This is a genomic window from Paenibacillus sp. FSL W7-1287, from assembly GCF_038004245.1.
Classification (GTDB): Bacteria; Bacillota; Bacilli; order Paenibacillales; family Paenibacillaceae; genus Pristimantibacillus; species Pristimantibacillus camelliae.
Map to the genome: position 1 here is coordinate 2374893 of NZ_JBBORD010000001.1, position 17541 is coordinate 2392433.

The following is a 17541-nucleotide window of genomic DNA, read 5'->3' on the forward strand; positions in this document are numbered from 1 at the left end:
CACAACATGTTTAAGAATAGAACGATTCGATTGACTCTGTTGATTTTGATAGTGGCGATGGCCTTGTTAGCTGGGTGCAGTTCCAAAGGTCCTAACGGCAACAGCAGCTCAACTAATGAGAATGGTAAAAAAACTGCCACGCCGGATCTGGAACTGATCTATGCAACGGCTAAAGATATCAACGATATGAACCCTCATCTATATACTGGGTCGATGCCGGCTCAAGGAATCGTATATGAATCCTTACTTGAGAACACGGAAGACGGGATAAAACCTCTACTAGCGGAATCGTGGGAAATCTCTGAAGACGGAAAAATCTACACATTTCATCTACGGAAGAACGTAACCTTCCATGACGGGGCTCCTTTTAACGCGGAAGCCGTAAAGAAAAACATTGATGCCGTGCAAAATAACGCATCCAAGCATGCTTGGATCAAGCTGTCTACCAAACTCCTAGAAACGAAGGTTATAGATGAGCATACCGTGCAGTTGATATTATCAGAGCCTTATTATCCAACCTTGCTTGAGCTATCCATGACCAGGCCTTATGTTTTCCTTTCACCTAACGATTTTATTAACGGTGAGACGAAAGATGGCGTTAACGGTTATAACGGTACAGGGCCTTATCAATTAACCGAGCATAAGACTGATCAATATGCTACCTTCGTAGCGAATGAGCATTATTGGAATGGCGTGCCTCGCATACATAAGATAATGGCGAAAGTACTTCCGGCTGGAGAGACTACCTTCCTCGCTTTACAGAAAGGGGAAGTCAACTTCGTATTTACGGATGATCGGGGAACAGACAGTATTGATGTCGAGGCGATGAATACACTCGCCGACAGCGGAAAATACCAAATTGTCCGTAGCGCTCCCATGAATACTAAAATAATTGTAGCCAACAGCAGTAGAACGGACAGTCCAGCGGCCGATAAGGCTGTTCGTGAAGCAATTTGGCATTCCATTGACAGAGAAACAATCAGCAGAGAGCTTTTTAACGGTAAGGAATTGCCTGCCGAAGCCTTGTTTTCATCCAACGTTAATTATGCCGATATCGATTTGGAAAAGAGAGCATATGACTTGGATACAGCTAAGAAGCTGCTAGACGAAGCGGGCTGGACCTTGCAGACAGGAGATGAGATTAGAAAGAAAAATGGAAATGCATTAATCATGGGGCTTTATTACGATATCAGTTCTTTCTCCCAGAAATCAGAGGCGGAGCTGCTTCAGAACACCTTAAAGAAGATTGGCATTCAATTGGAGTTAGTTGGAGAGGAGTCCACCTCTATCGCGAATCGAAGAGCAACGGGCGAGTATGATTTGCTGTTTAATCAAACATGGGGGCTAGCCTATGACCCTCAGAGCACAATTGCTTCCTTCACATCAGAAGCGGCATACTATCATGCGACAAGCGGAATCGCCAAAGCGGACGCACTTTACAAAAAGATCGAAGAGGTTATGATTTCCTCTGATGAAGCGACTCGCGAATTGCACTATAAGGATATTTTAACGATCGTTCATGATGAAGCCATTTTTATTCCCATTACCAACGGTAACGTAACCATCGTCGCTCCAACATCATTAAAGGACATCTCCTTTAAGCAAACGCAGTTTGAGCTGCCGTTCGAGAGAATGAACTTTGAATAATAAAAGTTAGTAGAAAAGGAATCTCTCTTTCTACATCTAGCAAAGGAGAATGTCATGGTTGCGTATATATTCCGGAGAACATTGCTCGCAATACCGTTGCTGATCTTTATCTCATTTCTAACGTTTGTTCTAAACTCACTCTCCCCAATGGATCCGGCCGAAGTCGTGCTTCATGCGCAAGGCGTTCCCCGGATTACGGATGAGCTGCTAACAGAGACAAGAACGGCTCTTGGAATGGATCAACCATTCCTTACCCGATATTTGGATTGGTTATTCTCGTGCCTTCAGCTAGATTTCGGCAACTCGTATGTCACGGGTAAACCGGTATGGTCCATGCTTGGGCCTGCCTTCTTGAACACGCTTGAGCTCACGATCCTTTCGGTAGTTGCCGTTATCGCTGTATCGATTGGATTAGGCATTGTTTGTGCGTTAACAGAAGGAAAATGGCTAGACAAATCTGTAAGAGGGGCAGCGTTTTTCTTGACTTCCATGCCTTCCTACTTGCTGGCAGCTCTGTTAGTCTGGTACTTTTCAGTAAAACTCGATTGGCTTCCGACAAACGGAAAGGAAACCTTCCAAAGTTATATTTTACCCGTTAGCGTCATCACGATAAGCTACGCTGGACTCTATTTTCGAATCGTAAGAAGTGAAATGCTTACGAATCTTAATGAAGATTATGTGCTATTCGGTAGAGCATGCGGGTTGCCTGAAGGTCGAATTACGAAACGTCTGTTGAGAAATTCCTTACAGGTAGCCGTCTCGGTATTCTGTATGGCTATCCCAATCATTCTAGGGCACAGTCGTTATCGAGAATATATTTGCTTGGCCTGGACTCGGCATGCTTAGCGTCAAATCGATTCTAAGCAGAGACTTTCCTATTATACAAGCCTACGTGCTGGTATTGGCGGCTACTTTCGTTGTGGTCAATACGTTCTCCGATATTATCAATGCAATTATAAATCCTAAATTAAGGGGAAATGACCTATGAAACGGGTAGGTATTCTTTTTCAAGATAGGCTCGCTTTGCTGTCCTTCTTCATTATTACAAGCACGTTGCTGGCTGGGATATTCGCGCATTGGATTGCTCCAAATGATCCGGAAGAGGTTCATATGGAGTTGAGATTTGCCTCTGCCTCTTGGGAATACCTGCTTGGCAACGATCATTTGGGCCGCTGTGTTCTATCCCGGTTAATCTATGGAATTCGTCCCAGTGTCTTATGGGTACTAGCCACACTTACCATCTCAGTAGGGATAGGCACAGTGATCGGGTTTATAGCGGGATATTATAAAGGGAAAATAGATGCCATATTGATGAGGATTTGCGATATTATGCTTTCATTCCCAGGGTATGTAATGACGCTCGCAATTATCGGTATTTTCGGAGTGGGACTCCAAAATATACTTTTAGCCTTCGTACTTATGAAGTGGTCGTGGTTCGCTCGTATCATCCGAACTTCTGTTATGCAATTTTCCAGTGCGGAGTACGTGATGTTCTCTAAAACACTAGGGGTAGGAAGCTTACAAATTATATGGAGGCATATCGTACCAGTGTCGCTTCCAGTCATTGCCGTTACGTCCAGCAGCGCATTCAGCTCCATGATCCTGCAATTGTCAGGCTTTTCGTTTCTTGGTTTAGGCGTTCAAGCTCCTCACGCGGAGTGGGGGATGATGTTGAATGAGGCAAGGGAAGTCATGTTTTCAAGACCGGAATTAATGCTGGCTCCAGGGATAACCACCATCCTATTTGTTTCCGCTGTTAATTTTTTCACCGATGCACTTCAAGTTGCCTTCGATCCTAAATTAAGATCTAAAGGAAAGAAGAAACAATTAAAAGGAATAATCCAAACGGCTAATCTACAAGGAAAAGAGGTGGCCTGATATGAGTATTTTACAAGTATCAAATTTACGAATTTGGGATGATATTTCGGGAAATGTATTAGTCCCGAATAGTTCATTTGAGCTTAATCCGGGAAGTTGTTTGGCAATCGTCGGCGAAAGTGGAAGCGGAAAGTCTCTTACATGCAAAGCTATCATGAAGCTGAACAAAAAAATGATTCGCCAATCTGGGGACATTTTATTTAAAGGAGTTCGTTTAGATCAGTTAACCGAAGAGGAGATGAGGAGAAGAAGGGGAAAGCAGCTATTCTTGATACTTCAAAACGGGATGCGAGCTTTTGACCCCACAAGCGTAATTGGCGTTCACTTGATGGAAACGCTGGTTCACCATTTTGGCTGGAGCCGCAGCGAAACCGTCGAAAAGATGAAACAGGCTATGTTGATGGTAAGACTGAAAGACCCTATTGAGATCATGAACAAGTATCCTCATCAGCTATCAGGAGGAATGCTTCAAAGAATAATGATTAGTTTGGCGCTCGTATTAGAGCCAGATATTATTATTGCGGATGAACCAACCTCGGCGCTAGATACTGTCTCCAAATACGAGGTGATGGAACAGTTCGTCCGATTGCGGGAGAATATGGGGGGAGCCATGATCTTTGTTTCTCATGATCTTGGAATCGTCAGAAAGCTGGCAGATGATGTGCTTGTCATGAGAAAGGGAAATATTGTCGAGCGTGGGGAAACCTCAGTCTTGTTCTCCGCTCCGAAGCATGAGTATACGCGGTTTCTAATTTCTTCGCACACAACACTTAATGAGCATTATAAGATGGTTACGGGAGGTCCTCTCTATGTTAATCGTTGATCGCGTGGATAAGTCTTATAAAAAAGGCGGCTTGTTCTCGCGAGAAAGACAGCAGGTAATAAAAACCGTCAGCTTTCAATACGAACAAGGAGAATGCCTGGGCATCGTTGGAGAGAGCGGATGCGGCAAATCGACGCTGGGAAGATTATTGCTAGGAATTGAGAAGCCTGAGCGTGGTTCGATCTTGTTAAAGGGTAATAGAGTAGGAGGTAAACGCGCTGGCAGAAGAGAGATTAGCGCTGTATTTCAAGATTATACTTCATCAATTAATCCATATTTCACGGTCGAACAGGCTATTATGGAATCGCTAAACTCCCTTAACAGGGATGCAAGCAGCCGACGAGAAAATCATGCTAAAGTTGACCGACTCTTGCAAAATGTAGGCTTGGATCCGCATTGCCGCACCAAGTATCCGCACGAGTTGTCGGGTGGTCAAATCCAGAGAGTGTGTATCGCGAGAGCCGTTGCTACGGAAGCGCCATGCATTTTATTGGATGAAGCAATAAGCTCTTTGGATAGCTCCGTTCAAATGCAAGTACTGGAATTGCTAAAGAAACTGAAGGAAGTCAATAAGTTAGGCTATATTTTTATCACACATGATATTCAGGCGGCCGCTTTTATTTGCGATAGAATTATGTTCATGAGAGACGGTCAGATTGAAGAATTTGTGAGCTCTAATCAATTAACGAACGTTCAATCCCCATATGCAAAGAAGATGCTGCAAATGGTTATTGCCTAACGGATTCAGGGAAGGAGCAGTTGCCTTGAAAGGTGCTTTGTCATGGCCGTTTCTACGATTATATGGTCTAACAATTTTATATTTTTGCGCGAATGCAATTTTAAACGTTCTTATTCCACTAAAAGGCGATTCAATGGGAGCAAGCAACAGCGAAATCGGGATCATTATGGGTGCGTATTTATTTACAACGATGTTTTTCCGACCGTGGGCGGGCCATATTATTCGGCAAAAGGGGCCTGTTCAGGTGCTGCGTGCTATCATTTTGATTAACGGATTGGCGCTTCTCCTCTATACGTTTACGGGTCTGCAGGGTTATTTCATAGCTCGTGTTCTGCAGGGGGCATGTACGGCCTTCTTCTCGATGGCTCTTCAGCTTGGCATAATCGATGCATTGCCCGAAAAGGAGAGATCCCAAGGAGTATCATTGTATTCTCTATTTGCTTCCATTCCAAATGTCATAGGTCCTCTATTGGCGGTCGGAATATGGCAAAACGGGGAAATGACTTATTTCACGTGGACCATTGTAGCCATTGTCATCCTAACAGGAGTTGCAGGTTTCAGTATACAAATTAGCGATTCTCGGGAATCTGACCCCAAATCGGAGGGAGAGAAAGAAACTTTTTTTCAATCCTTCAGCAATCTGTACCGTAATCCTTATTTATTCAGATGCAGTATCATCATGCTTATCGTATCCATCGTATTTGGAGCAGTTACCACCTTCATTCCTTTATATGCGTCTACGATTAACTTCAGCGCGGCTGCCTTCCTTACGATACAGGCGAGTACCCTTGTCGCAGCTCGATTCTTATTAAGAAAAAAAATTCCTTCCGAAGGTAAGTGGCACTCTGGTTTTGTTATGACTATTTTACTCCTTGCAGCCGCTTCGTCGCTTGGTGTATGCATAAGCGGCTTTGTCCGTGGCGGAGCAATCCTGTTTTATTCCAGCGCAGGATTAATGGGGATCTCTCAAGCACTGCTCTATCCCACGTTAACAACCTATTTGTCCTTCGTACTTCCTAAGACAAGCCGTAATGTGCTTTTAGGCTTATTTATCGCGATGGCAGATTTGGGAGTTTCTCTTGGCAGCGCGGCAATGGGTCCGTTGGCGGACCTGACCTCGTATTCCGTTATGTATTTGATTTGTGCAATTCTCAGTGCACTTGTGATAGTTTGCTCCTATGACCGACAAGGCAAATTATCGGGTGCGGCAGCTTTGGATAACTAACGAGTATTTTAAGCGTTATTGTAGTTGCAAACATTCAACTTTAATATGAGCCAGAACCTATTAAGTTACTTATTGATCACTTGTTAATTAAACCATTAGGTCGATCTACGGTATAAATTCATTGACTTTTTTAATCGTAATTATTACTATTAATAATGGTAATCATTACGATTTGCCCATAACATGAGTAAATGAATAAAAAATAAGAGGTGTGTACTAATGAATATTGATAAAAAGCTGCCTGTAACTGTTCTAAGTGGATATTTGGGAGCAGGAAAAACAACAATTCTTAACCATATTCTGAATAACAGGGAAGGCATGAGAGTCGCAGTCATTGTAAATGATCTGAGCGAGGTCAATATAGATGCTGATTTGATTCAGGGAGGCGGGGGTCTGTCACGTACCGATGAGAAGCTGGTCGAAATGTCGAATGGCTGCATTTGCTGCACGCTTCGTGAAGATTTGCTTCGAGAAGTAGAAAGATTGGCCTTAGAACAGCGCTTTGATTATATTTTGATTGAATCAACGGGTGTAGGTGAGCCTGTACCTGTTGCCCAAACCTTCTCCTATATCGATGAGGAGCAGGGAATAGATCTGACCAAGTTTTGCAGGCTTGATTGTATGGTTACCGTTGTGGATGCCTATCGTTTCTGGAGCGATTTTTCCTCCGGCGACACATTGCTTGACCGGAAGCAGGAGGTCGCAGAGGATGATGTCAGGGAGGTGGTTGATCTACTAATTGATCAGATCGAGTTCTGTGATATTCTAATACTGAATAAATGCGATCTAGTTGATGAGAAGGAGCTAGATGAGCTAGAAACCGTTCTTCGAAGCTTGCAGCCGCGTGCCAAATTCATCCGTTCTAATCGTGGGCAGGTAGATCCGGCCGAGATTTTGAATACCGGTTTGTTCGATTTTGTAGAAGCAAGTCAATCAGCAGGCTGGATGCTTGAAATGGCGAAGGAGCATCATACTCCCGAGACCGAGGAGTACGGAATCTCCTCTTTTGTTTATGAGCGAACACGACCTTTCCATCCGGAACGATTAATGAACTGGATGCGTGAATGGCCGGAAGAGATCGTACGTGCCAAAGGGATTGTATGGCTCGCCACACGCAACGATATGGCACAGAGCATTAGCCAGGCTGGACCTTCCATCCAATTCGGACCAGCAGGTAAATGGGCTGCAGCACTACCAGAAGCAGAGCTGAAGGAAGTGCTATTGGAGGATCCGTCTCTAGCTGAGTCCTGGGATGAACGATATGGCGATAGAGTAAATAAGATTGTGTTTATCGGCCTTGCTCTGGATCGCTTGGCGATCTCTCATGAACTAGATCAATGCCTGCTAACTGATAATGAACTAATCGCGAATTGGGCTCAGTTCCATGACGAGTTTCCGAATTACTTGGATGTACAAATGGAGCAGCAGCTTGCTAACTAGATGTAGATTAGGAAAGGAGTTAATTATAAGATTAGTCTTGCACAGCAAGGCTTTTTTTATTTCTACAGATCCTTATGAATTCCTTATAATTACCTTTTATTCTTAACCTATCAAAGAAAGCTATGATGATAATGGAGGTAATTAGAATGTCAGATTATGCCTTAGAAGTTAAGGATCTAACTAAAAAGTTCAACAATCAAATTGCTGTAAATCATGTTTCATTACGTATTCGAAAGAATTCAGTTTATGGATTACTAGGACCAAATGGAGCAGGAAAATCAACACTATTAAAAATGATTACAGGGATAATGAAACCGACCTCAGGAGACATCTATATTGAGGATCATCTGTGGACTGGACAAGATCTAAGGAACATAGGGGCACTAATAGAGCATCCGACCATCTACCCTAATTTAACTGCAAGGGAAAACCTGAATGTGGCTTGTACCAATTATGGTCTTCCTAAAACAAGGATTGAAGAAGTACTTCAAATTATAGGTCTTGAGCATTCGGCTAAGAAGAGAGTAAAGAATTTCTCAATGGGTATGAAGCAGCGCTTAGGACTCGGAATAGCAATTATTCATAACCCGAAGCTGCTCATAGGGATTATGGCTTTGAGAACGCTGGGTGTATGAGAATCCATTTATGCCTGCAAGACTTTACGATGATGAAATTGCTATCGCAAGCTGTCTTGTGAAAATGGCTGATTACGCTTCTGGTGGTCCGTCTTTCTATAGTCTTGCAGAAGCTTCACAAGATCATTATTTAGGGATGTTAATAGAGCGGGCCGTAGCTACAGGAGAAACCATAGAATCTGAGACACAGCCTTGGGCTAACGTGAAGTAAAGCAAATTAGAATATGGATCATACCGAAAGTTTCCATGTGATAGAGCTCAGAAACGATCTAAATAGAAAGTAGGTCAATTTCTTACATATAATAGCCTGCTAAATAATCCAATAATGTCGAAGGCAAGATGTATTATAGATTAGAAGTCGCGTAAATCGCGATCCTCGGATTACCATCTATCTTCGAGAAGGTAATAAACCTTATGATGTAGAATAACTCATAAACCACATTGTAAGGGGCGACACTACATTGAATTTGATTAAAACATTTACCGAGGGTGAAGAAATCATCGGTTTTTATTTGTTAAAAAGAGCAGATATAAAGCAAACCAACTCAACACCTCCGAGAGATTATTTTGATTTTGTTTTTGCTGATACGAGCGGAGAGATTCCAGCTAAGCTCTGGGATGTTTCTCCTGTCGATAAAGAGACATACTTCCCGATGATGCTAGTAAAAGTTCAAGGTTTTGTTCAAATGTATCGTGATAAACCTCAACTTAAAATTAATCGAATTCGGAAGGCTACTGAAGAGGATGGTTACAACCTAACAGACTTTATCAGATCAGCTCCGATTCAAGCAATTGATCTAGTACACATGATTAAGCAAACTGCTGTCAGCATTCAAGATAGCGATGTTAGACGTGTCGTCGAGTACTGTGTCAGCAAGGTAGAAGAAAGGCTTATGCATTATCCAGCTGCTAAGGGGATGCACCACGCTTATTATGCCGGACTAGCCTATCATATTTGCAGAATGCTTGAGCTAGGAGAATTTGTCGTAAAACAGCGTCCTTTCCTTAATGCTGATCTAATCAAAGCGGGTATTATACTGCACGACATAGCTAAACCTGAGGAAATGAACGCAGAACTCGGCATCGTAACGGATTATAGCTTTAAGGGGAAGCTGATCGGGCATATTTCGCTAGCAGCAAACTGGATTATTGAAGCAGCCATTGCTCTCGGGTTGGATACCTCGGATGAAAAAATCGTTATACTCCAGCATCTCGTTCTTTCTCATCACAATCTTGGGGAATGGGGCAGTCCTGTGCAACCACAAATACCTGAGGCAATTGCTCTGCACTATATTGATACGCTAGATGCAAAGCTTCAGGCTGTTGAGGATGCGTTAGATTCGACACCTGATTCCGAAGAATGGACGCAGCCACTAAGAATCATTGAGAACAAACCCATTTACCGAATGAGAAAATAAAGTTTAAAGCTTATGGGGATGTAAAAGTTCTGATCTTTTAAGATCAAAGTGTACTGTAACTTGAATTGTAGTTTACAAAAGAGGGAATGATTTGATAATATTAGAGCAAATTCAAACGCGATGACGAGAAGAGTAAGGGAAAATGTCCTTGCACAGAGAGCTCCGGAAGCTGAAAAGGAGTCAAGAGCTTTTCCAAGAAACAAGCCTCTGAGCAGCATGTCGGAACCGTTACAGGGGATGGCATGACGGGAGCTCCCGTTACAGAGCTAGAGTATAAGCATTGCATGCAATGCCGTACTTGAAGAGGTTAATATGGCGACATATTAATGAAGCTGGGGTGGCACCACGAAATTTCGTCCCCAAGACATTAGGTCTTGGAGGTGAAATTTTTTTTTGTTTTTCCACACCCAGTTCATTAGGAGGAGTTGTCATGGTTAAAGAAAAGGAACACCAAACTGATAATTTTATATTTAGATGGATTAAGGAAGAGCTTGGACAGAATCCTTTTGGCAGGAATATGTGCACGCGCTTTCCACCCGAGCCTAATGGTTACCTTCACATTGGGAGCGCCTATGCCATACACACTAACTATTCGGTGGCTCAAAAATTTAATGGGACATTTCATTTGCGTTTTGATGATACCAATCCTCTTAAAGAGGACCTCGAGTACGTTAACGCGATCATTGAGGACATAAAGTGGCTAGGCTACGATCCGGGTAAACATATTTACTTTGGATCGGATTACTCACACGAAGTCTATAATGCTGCGGTTAAATTGATCAAGAAGGGGAAGGCCTACGTCTGTGATTTATCACCGAACGAAGTGACAGAGTATCGAGGAACTTTAACTGAGCCAGGTAAAAATAGCCCCTATAGAAACCGTTCAGTCGAGGAAAATCTGGAGCTGTTCGAAAAAATGAAAAACGGAGAATTCCCGGCTGCTTCTAAGGTTGTTCGCGCCAAAATTGATATGGCTTCGCCTAATATAAATATGCGAGATCCGATAATTTATCGAATTATCTTCGCTGAGCATTACAGGACAGGAAGTGAATGGTGTATCTATCCGATGTACGATTTTGCTCATCCGATCCAAGACGCAATGGAAGGGATCACCTACTCCTTATGCTCAGTTGAATTTAAAGATCATCGTCCCTTGTACGAATGGGTATTAAGAGAGCTTGACATCCCTGATCCTCCGCGGCAAAGGGAGTTTGGGCGGCTAAATTTAACAGGCGTTGTCACAAGTAAACGATTTTTAAGACAAATGGTTGAAGGTGGTTACGTTGACGGGTGGGATGATCCAAGGCTTCCAACGATACAAGGACTTAGAAGAAGAGGCTTTACACCGGAAAGCATCCGTAGTTTCATCGAGACAATTGGCGGAATTCGAACAGAAAGCATGGTGGACATATCCCTCTTAGATCATTGCCTCAGACAGGAGTTAAAAGAAAAATCGGTTAGCGTAATGGCGGTATTGCGCCCTCTGAAAGTCGTCATTACAAACTATCCTGAAGATGACGTGGAGATGCTAACGATTGATAATAATAGCGAAAACGAGGAACTGGGGAAGAGAGAGGTTCCTTTTTCCAGAACGATCTATATTGAGCGTAATGATTTTTTGGAGCAGCCGCCAAAGGGTTTTCACAGGCTAAGTCCGAATGCAGAGGTTAGGCTGAAGGGAGCTTATTTCATTAAGTGTGAAGAAGTGATCAAGGATCGTGAAACAGGAGAAATCACGGAACTTCACTGCACCTATGACCCGCTTACGAAGAGTGGCACTGGGTTTACAGGACGAAAGGTGAAAGGGACGATTCATTGGGTTTCTGCGGACCAGGCGGTAAAGATAGATGTTAATCTTTATGAAAAAATGCTGCTTGATGAAGAAACTTCGACGGAAGGTGGCAAAGAGTGGACTGAAAAGATAAATCCTAACTCATTGGTTACCATACAGGACGCACTTATTGAGCCTTCCATTAAAGATTTCCCTCCGGAAATGAAATTCCAATTTATCAGACATGGCTACTTTTGCCTGGATCGTAAGTCGAGAACGCATGATCAACTGATGTTTAACCGAATTGTTCCGCTAAAGGATAGTTGGGGCAAAAAATAATGCGCTACGTTGTCACACATAGAAATATATGGTTATAAGCAGGAGATTTCACCATCAGGAGATAGGAGATAGTCGCTCTATGTCATGACGGCAGCCGTTGGCAGGCTGCCGTTTTCAACATACAAGGAATATTACCAACAAAAAGTAATCCTTACACTGACGGAGTTTCAGTAAATTATTCATAGAGAAAGTCGTGCGTGATGATACCGGTATTGAAGATTCGTAATCGCTGCTCTTGATTCATGAATCTTTACTCCCAATACTCATCCCATATTACGCCCAATGATAGGATTGAAATGGTCTACTAATGTAACATTTTTTATCAAGGCTTCGTCAGAAGGATAAGGAGCCATTCCTGTAATGAAGTAATTAGAGCTTCGAGCAAAAAAGGACTTCCGATATAAGAAGAATTACAGGAAAAACAATACTTGATCGTGGGAGTTGATCATGATGACAATTAGGAAAAGAGTTCTCCATCTAACCATGCTTTGTGCAATACTGCTAATAACAGCTTGTGGGGGAGGAGATACGAACAATAAGCAGGGAACAGGTGATAACCCGCCTATTCAGGATGACATTCACTCAGTGAAAGCGATCGACAGGGGAGAAATTATTCAAACCAGTAATGATAGCTTGCTCATTACAACCTTCGTAGACAAGGGAGCCGATTCTTATGTAGATGCTATTTCGTTTCGAATTAATGATCAGACTGAGCTACTGAGTAAGAACGAAGAAGTGGTGACCCTTGACCAACTGACTGTTGGTGCACAGGTGGAAGCATGGCATACTGGAGTAGTAGCGGAATCATATCCTGCTCAAGCTACTGCAGTGAAAATTGTGTTGCTTGATGATGAGAATTCAGTGGATACTACGATTATTCGGGCAGAGGCCATTCGAATTGCACTTAACGCGCAAACAGAGGTGAATGGTCCTTGGGCAGTTAAGCAAGCGACGCTAGATGAAGGCAATGCGTTCTGGCTGGTGGAGATCGTAAATTTTCAATATATGGATCAACCGGTAACTGTACGCATTGATTCTAAATCAGGCGAAATCGTTCCGATTGTTGCAACGGAGAATGATGCATTCCGTTTATATAGCCCTCAAGCACATGAAGAATTAGGTCCTACGTTTACTGTTGAAGGAGAAGCCCGTGTTTTCGAAGCAGCATTCAGTTGGGTGTTGGAGGACGGTCACAACATACTAGCTGAAGGTCATGAAATGACTGATGCGGGTGCACCTGAATGGGGAAGATTTAAGTTTGATGTAAGTTTCGAGCACGCAACTCAGCCAAATATGATGTTAATTCTGTATGTCAGCAGCGCCAAAGACGGCAGCTCGGAGCATCAGCTCATTATCCCGCTAAAGGTTCCGGAGAACTTAATTAAATACTCTGCTGATCAGTAAGACCCGCCAATACCTACCTATAGTTACCTATTGGCACCAACGATACGAATAAGCTCACACAAGAAAAGTCGCCGCTGGCGGCTTTTCTTGTATTTACACTAACCGAATCATTATTCTGGATCGACTTCGTACATGACTAAATTGACACGTCTCATATCCCTAGTCCATCTTCAATCCCTATCGTGTTGGATTCTTAACTACCTAACGCCCATATCTTTTTGTATGTTTTTGTTTACAAATTACAATACATATAATTTCTGGGGTTGTTTTCCATCATCCCTTGTAGTAAATTTTGATTATTTATTGGGTGGAGCTTTTTCTAAATGCTGATTAAATGCTCTTAACGATACGAGGGGGAAGGAACGATCTTGAAGAGGCTACGCCATACATTCCAGCATATTAAAATCAATATCGCCAACAACTTATTTATGTTCAAATTAGCATGGAGTATACATCCGCAGAGAGTGGTGGCTGAGTTTGCAGTCCAAGCCGGTAGACAGCTTGCTAATGTATTTTTTACCGTATACTTCATGAAGTACATCATCGAGTCCATATCAATCGGAAGAGATTTTCAGCAAATTGTCTATTTCATATTGCTGACATTGGGTTTGCTTTTCGCATTAGTCTTGCTGGACAACTGGTATGATTATCGCTTCAAACCTATAAGCGATCTGAAGTTATATGAGAAGCTGTATCTCATTCTTTTTCGAAAGGCAGCTTCCGTAGAATTGAAGTGCTTTGAAGATCATGAGTTTTATAATAAATATACTAAAGCCATCCAAGAAGCGGATATACGAGTAAGCGCTGTTCTTGCCAATCTCTCTAGAATTATATTCGTCTCGCTTGCAACGATAAGTATATTTGCCGTCATGTACGCCATAGATCCGTGGGTGGTATGGTTTGCTTTATTGCCGATTATCGGCAATTTTTATTTTGGAAAAAAACTGAATCGACTTCAGTTTCAGCAAAATGATGAACGGATACCCTACCAAAGAAAAATGGACTATGTAAACCGTGTCATTTATTTATCGCACTTTGCCAAGGAAATTCGATTGTCCCGTATCTTTTCAGTACTGAGAAGCACTTATATTGAAGGGTATGACGGTGTCATTTCTGTCATTCATAAGTATCGAGTAAAGGCGGGAGTCATTTCCTTTTTGAAAATTTTTACTACCTTCACGCTCATTTTCCAAGGGGTATTGCTGTACGGTGCTTATCTAGCCATTGTTAAGCAATCGATTTCAATCAGTTCCTTTATCGTTCTTGGAAGCGCAATGGTTGGTGGCGCCTGGTCGCTCATCCGGCTGTCTGATAGTTTTGTAGAGATCAACAAGAACGGCATTTACACTGAAAATTTAAAAACTTTTTTAAGCTATGTTTCTGAAATTCAGGAGGATGCCGATCCAGTCAAACCCATTGCGCCGCCGATACAGCAATTAGCAATTCGGAATCTTCAATTTACGTATGATGGAGCAGATAGACCTTCTATTCGCCATATTACGATGGAAGTGAATAAGAATGAGAAAATTGCACTTGTTGGTCACAATGGAGCAGGTAAATCAACGTTAATTAAGCTCATGATGCGATTGTACGATGCTACTGAGGGAGAAATACTGTTAAATGGCCGCAATATAAAAGAGTTCGATCTCATGTCCTATCGCTCACTGTATGGGACTGTATTTCAGGATTTTAAGATTTTTTCGATGACAATTGCAGAGAACGTGCTTATGCGCGATGTGGAAACCGAAGCAGACCGCCAGCTCGTCATAAATGCGCTCAAGAAAAGCAGAGTATACGATAAGGTAGCCACTTTGCCGAAGGGAATAGATACGATGCTTACGAAGGAATTCGATGAACAAGGAGTGGTTTTATCAGGCGGTGAGTTTCAAAAGATTGCGATCGCGCGCATTTTTGCGCAACAGGCTGAACTACTCATTCTTGATGAGCCTACAAGTGCACTCGACCCGATTGCGGAATATGAAATATTTGAAAGTATGATGGAAGCCTGCAAGGATAAAGCCGTTGTCATTATTTCTCACCGCATGTCATCCGCTATGCTGGCAGACCGCATTTATTACATGGAGGATGGCGAAATTCAAGAGTCTGGTTCACACATGGAATTGATGCAGCTGCAAGGAAAATATGCGGAGCTATTCTTAAAGCAAGCAGAAAAGTATGTTGATCAAGATGAGTTGGCTGGGATGGTGAATCTGCATGAAGCCTAATAAGCATAGCTTTAGTCGGGTACTTAAAAATAATTGGTTTGTTTTGAAATACGGGCTGCGCTATTCACGAAAATATATCATCTTTACATGCTTGTATGCATGCTTGCAGGAAATCGAAATTTTTATCGAGCATGTTATTTTGATTAAGTTTGTGTTCGACAGCGTTCAATATGGAACTTCTTTTACTACGGTTGCCTTCTATATCGGACTAACCATTTTGTTTATCGCAATCTGCTTTGTACTAGACAGTATTTACTACCAGAGCGTTGAACCTAAAGGAAAAGAATTGCTGTATCAAAAGATAAGGATGGATCTTTACGGAAAAGCGATTAGTACCGATTTGGCAAATTATGATGATCCCGTTTACTATAATGATTATGTCTGGAGCGCCAATGATGCTCATAATCGAATAGATGCTACAATAAACAACATCAGAACCATTTGCAAATCCGTTACGGTTATCATAACCTCTATAAGCTTCTTCTTGTTCGTTGACAAGGTCGGTTTGCTGTTTGTGCTCGTGTCCTTCATTTTAACCCTAATTATCAGCATGATCACCAATAAAATCGGGTACAAAATGAGGATGGAGCTAAACGAAAAGGATCGCAAACGAATCTATTTGAAGCGGTTATTTTACTTAGCTGATTATGCAAAGGAATTAAGACTTTATTCCATCAAGGAGAGATTTTTTAGAAATTTCTCTGATACACATAAAGAGATGCACGGAATCGTGCAAAAGCATTCGAAAAAGCAGTTCTGGTTAAACTTTTCCTCTGAGTATTTTTTTAATGAGTTGATTTTGAGCGGCTTGTACGTCGTCTATGTTGTGTTTATGACGTTAGTGAAAGGAACGTTAAGTTTTGGAAGCGCGGTTACGCTGCTTAATTCATCCTGGCGTTTAAAGGGCAATTTGCAATATATGACGACGCTTATTAGCCAGATGCAAGAAAACAGCTTGTATATTGAGAAGTTAAGAAGCTTCCTGGATCAAAAGAACCGTCTGTTAGAAGCTGAAGATCCTATACCTGTGCCAAACAAGTTTGTTGGATTAACGCTAAGAGATTTATCATTCCAATATGGTCAATCCGGGCCGCCAATCCTCAAAAACGTTAATTTAAGCATTAAGCCTAGAGAAAAGATTGCAATCGTTGGCTATAATGGTGCGGGAAAAACGACATTGACAAAGCTGATCATGCGTCTATATGATGCAAGCTCTGGAGAAATTCTATTAAATGGGATACCCATCGATCAATTGAAGCTGGACGATTACCGAATGAAGATTAGCTCTGTGTTTCAGGATCATCAGTTGTTCGCTGCTACGCTTTCTCAAAACGTTGTCATGAACCATGCTGCATCAGGCGATACCTATCTGATAAGAGAAGCGCTAGAGAAAAGTGGTTTTGGCAGTAAGCTACAATCTTTGCGACTAGGGACCGAGACTTCCATTACTAAGGAATTTGACGATGCCGGGATCGAGTTATCTGGCGGAGAGGCTCAGAAGGTGGCGATCGCAAGAGTATTCGCCAAGCCGACTCTCCTAATTATATTAGACGAGCCTTCCAGTGCATTAGACCCTATGAGTGAATACCATTTGAATCAAGTCATGTTAGAGAAGGCGGAAGATAGACCGATCATTTTCATTTCCCATCGCTTATCGACGACCAAAATGGCGGATCGCATTCTCATGATGGAAAATGGTCAAATCATTGAGCAAGGCTCACACGAAGAGCTTATGAAAATCGACGGGAAATACGCTCAAATGTTTAACCTTCAGGCGTCCAGATATCGCGTGGTCGTTGGAACTTCTTAACGGATGATGTGAGGGAGTAGGAGGTAGCAGTTGAATCATACCTGCTTACCTATAAAATCCTACTGGAAGTTCAACCGTTCAATGAATTTCTAACGGAAAACGTTAGTTCAGTAATAAACAATGAGCAGGTGCTTCGGTATCCTGCTCATTTTATTAGACTAAAATGCAGGATAGCTCAATAATTTCG

General features: G+C 42.3%; 12 protein-coding genes, 2 pseudogenes and 1 other annotated feature. All 14 genes and pseudogenes read left to right on the forward strand.

The window, feature by feature from the left end; translation table 11 throughout:
* Positions 1-6: 6 nt before the first annotated feature.
* The 14 genes and pseudogenes from cntA to NSQ99_RS10915 all read left to right on the forward strand — a co-directional run bounded on the left by cntA (position 7) and on the right by NSQ99_RS10915 (position 17354).
* Positions 7-1647, forward strand: coding sequence for a staphylopine-dependent metal ABC transporter substrate-binding lipoprotein (cntA, locus tag NSQ99_RS10850; RefSeq protein ID WP_340836541.1), 1641 nt, complete (start codon positions 7-9; stop codon positions 1645-1647).
* A 54-nt stretch (positions 1648-1701) separates the two neighbouring features.
* Positions 1702-2635 (forward strand): annotated as a pseudogene (gene opp1B, locus NSQ99_RS10855) (nickel/cobalt ABC transporter permease).
* A complete protein-coding gene (gene cntC, locus NSQ99_RS10860; RefSeq protein WP_340836543.1) occupies positions 2632-3525 on the forward strand; it encodes a staphylopine uptake ABC transporter permease subunit CntC in 894 nt (297 codons plus the stop codon). The pseudogene opp1B and the gene cntC overlap by 4 nt, the downstream one beginning before the upstream one ends.
* 1 nt (position 3526) lies before the next feature.
* A complete protein-coding gene (gene cntD / locus NSQ99_RS10865) occupies positions 3527-4348 on the forward strand; it encodes a staphylopine uptake ABC transporter ATP-binding protein CntD (protein WP_340836544.1) in 822 nt (273 codons plus the stop codon).
* Complete coding sequence (locus NSQ99_RS10870; protein ID WP_340836545.1) at positions 4335-5087, forward strand: ABC transporter ATP-binding protein; 753 nt, start codon at positions 4335-4337, stop codon at positions 5085-5087. Before cntD ends, NSQ99_RS10870 begins: the two co-directional genes overlap by 14 nt.
* Positions 5088-5112: 25 nt before the next feature.
* Positions 5113-6312, forward strand: a complete 1200-nt coding sequence (cntE, locus tag NSQ99_RS10875; protein WP_340836547.1) for a staphylopine family metallophore export MFS transporter CntE — start codon at positions 5113-5115, stop codon at positions 6310-6312.
* A 219-nt stretch (positions 6313-6531) separates the two neighbouring features.
* A complete protein-coding gene (locus tag NSQ99_RS10880) occupies positions 6532-7752 on the forward strand; it encodes a GTP-binding protein (protein WP_340836549.1) in 1221 nt (406 codons plus the stop codon).
* Between the two features lie 146 nt (positions 7753-7898).
* Positions 7899-8387, forward strand: a complete 489-nt coding sequence (locus tag NSQ99_RS10885) for an ATP-binding cassette domain-containing protein (protein WP_340836551.1) — start codon at positions 7899-7901, stop codon at positions 8385-8387.
* A pseudogene (locus NSQ99_RS10890) lies at positions 8371-8598 on the forward strand (Gfo/Idh/MocA family protein); the annotation flags it as partial. The gene NSQ99_RS10885 and the pseudogene NSQ99_RS10890, both read left to right, overlap by 17 nt.
* A gap of 250 nt (positions 8599-8848) precedes the next feature.
* Entirely contained in the window at positions 8849-9805 is a 957-nt protein-coding gene (locus NSQ99_RS10895) for a 3'-5' exoribonuclease YhaM family protein (protein WP_340836553.1), read from the forward strand.
* 111 nt (positions 9806-9916) lie between these two features.
* Positions 9917-10169, forward strand: a binding site (T-box leader).
* Between the two features lie 66 nt (positions 10170-10235).
* The gene (locus NSQ99_RS10900; RefSeq protein WP_340836554.1) at positions 10236-11915 is read left to right on the forward strand and encodes a glutamine--tRNA ligase/YqeY domain fusion protein; all 1680 of its coding nucleotides are present in this window, start codon (positions 10236-10238) and stop codon (positions 11913-11915) included.
* 447 nt (positions 11916-12362) lie between these two features.
* Positions 12363-13319: a Gmad2 immunoglobulin-like domain-containing protein gene (locus NSQ99_RS10905; protein ID WP_340836556.1), complete on the forward strand. Its 957-nt coding sequence runs from the start codon at positions 12363-12365 to the stop codon at positions 13317-13319.
* A 368-nt stretch (positions 13320-13687) separates the two neighbouring features.
* Positions 13688-15544 carry an ABC transporter ATP-binding protein gene (locus tag NSQ99_RS10910; protein ID WP_340836557.1) on the forward strand — a complete coding sequence of 619 codons (1857 nt, stop codon included), beginning with the start codon at positions 13688-13690 and terminating at the stop codon, positions 15542-15544.
* Positions 15534-17354 carry an ABC transporter ATP-binding protein gene (locus NSQ99_RS10915; protein WP_340836559.1) on the forward strand — a complete coding sequence of 607 codons (1821 nt, stop codon included), beginning with the start codon at positions 15534-15536 and terminating at the stop codon, positions 17352-17354. The genes NSQ99_RS10910 and NSQ99_RS10915 overlap by 11 nt, the downstream gene beginning before the upstream one ends.
* Positions 17355-17541: the final 187 nt, after the last annotated feature.

Excerpts from the sequence above, each read along its gene's own strand:
- NSQ99_RS10870 (WP_340836545.1), top strand. The coding sequence starts at position 4,335 with ATGTTAATCGTTGATCGCGTGGATAAGTCTTATAAAAAAGGCGGCTTG.
- NSQ99_RS10900 (WP_340836554.1), top strand. The coding sequence starts at position 10,236 with ATGGTTAAAGAAAAGGAACACCAAACTGATAATTTTATATTTAGATGG.
- cntC (WP_340836543.1), top strand. The coding sequence starts at position 2,632 with ATGAAACGGGTAGGTATTCTTTTTCAAGATAGGCTCGCTTTGCTGTCC.
- cntA (WP_340836541.1), top strand. The coding sequence starts at position 7 with ATGTTTAAGAATAGAACGATTCGATTGACTCTGTTGATTTTGATAGTG.
- NSQ99_RS10885 (WP_340836551.1), top strand. The coding sequence starts at position 7,899 with ATGTCAGATTATGCCTTAGAAGTTAAGGATCTAACTAAAAAGTTCAAC.
- NSQ99_RS10915 (WP_340836559.1), top strand. The coding sequence starts at position 15,534 with ATGAAGCCTAATAAGCATAGCTTTAGTCGGGTACTTAAAAATAATTGG.
- NSQ99_RS10880 (WP_340836549.1), top strand. The coding sequence starts at position 6,532 with ATGAATATTGATAAAAAGCTGCCTGTAACTGTTCTAAGTGGATATTTG.
- cntD (WP_340836544.1), top strand. The coding sequence starts at position 3,527 with ATGAGTATTTTACAAGTATCAAATTTACGAATTTGGGATGATATTTCG.
- NSQ99_RS10905 (WP_340836556.1), top strand. The coding sequence starts at position 12,363 with ATGATGACAATTAGGAAAAGAGTTCTCCATCTAACCATGCTTTGTGCA.